Origin of the sequence: Hyphomonas sp. UBA3601 (assembly GCF_002375605.1) — a bacterium.
Classification (GTDB): Bacteria; Pseudomonadota; Alphaproteobacteria; order Caulobacterales; family Hyphomonadaceae; genus Hyphomonas.
Map to the genome: position 1 here is coordinate 1 of NZ_DFME01000006.1, position 996 is coordinate 996.

General features: G+C 49.2%; 1 protein-coding gene. It reads left to right on the forward strand.

The features are described 5' to 3' along the window. Positions 1-192: 192 nt before the first annotated feature. On the forward strand, positions 193-996 hold an 804-nt coding region (locus tag B4F73_RS00260), incomplete at its 3' end, for a hypothetical protein (protein ID WP_290482240.1).

Here is a 996-nt window from a genome sequence, read left to right on the forward strand (position 1 = left end):
TTTTGCTCATAAGGAGCATTTAGAGGTTGGAGGGAAGGATGGCAATCGGGGAAGGGGAGCGACTGCCCCGCAGCAGGCCCAAGTTCAAGCGCAGTGCGGGTTGAACTCAGGGGCGGATAGCTCAGACGACGAAATTTGAAGCGCGTACGAACTCTTGTATTTCTTTCAAAGTTGACGGTAATTCGAATTTGGATGGAAATTGAACTGAGAAAACGAATAGTGGTAATAGGGGCTGCACTTCTGGCGATAGGACTAATTGCTGGATGGGCTTTGTCGCATCTTGATGCAGTCACTCTATTTTTTTCAGGCAGTCGTACGTTCGATGAAGAGATAGAGACGCTTCACGCATCCAGCGCGGTTCGGTGGCTGGTATTGGGAGCCGTCCTTGCCTTCGTGGTTAGCAGTGTTGTCCTCCTCGTTACATTCGACAGCTATCAATCCCAAGCCAATGAAAGGAAGTCAGATGCACGTGAGCTGCGCATAAAAAGGGAACAATTAGAGAGAGAACGTCAGCAGGCGGAGCGCGATGAGCAGGCTCAGGCGCTTCGTGACAAGCTCAGCCGCCAGTGGAGAGAGTTGCGCGATCTGTCGCTCCGTCTTGAGACCGGAAAACGTGAGGCAAAAAATAGAGAATTGTACCAGAGCTTTGAAAGGCGACTGACTCAAGTTGAGCGTAGGGAGACGAGTAGCGGAGATTTGCTAGTTTCGGGTCTAAGGCGCACTCAATCCGACGACGTATCTGATGAGGTCATTGAATATACTCTGAGAGACCGCGATACCGGGTTGGAGAAATCTCTTATGGTTGTACACCTATTCAAGGAGAAAGGGTACTGGAAGTTTAAGAGAGCGAACAGCATTGTCGATGCTGCCGATAGTCCGGGATATAATTTTTGGGATTTGTTGGAAGATGAATCGCTTCAGTCGGAACTAAGTACGTTCAACTTGGTGGCTGGAATCGGCCTTCAATCAAAAACACCTAACATTGATGACAAACTC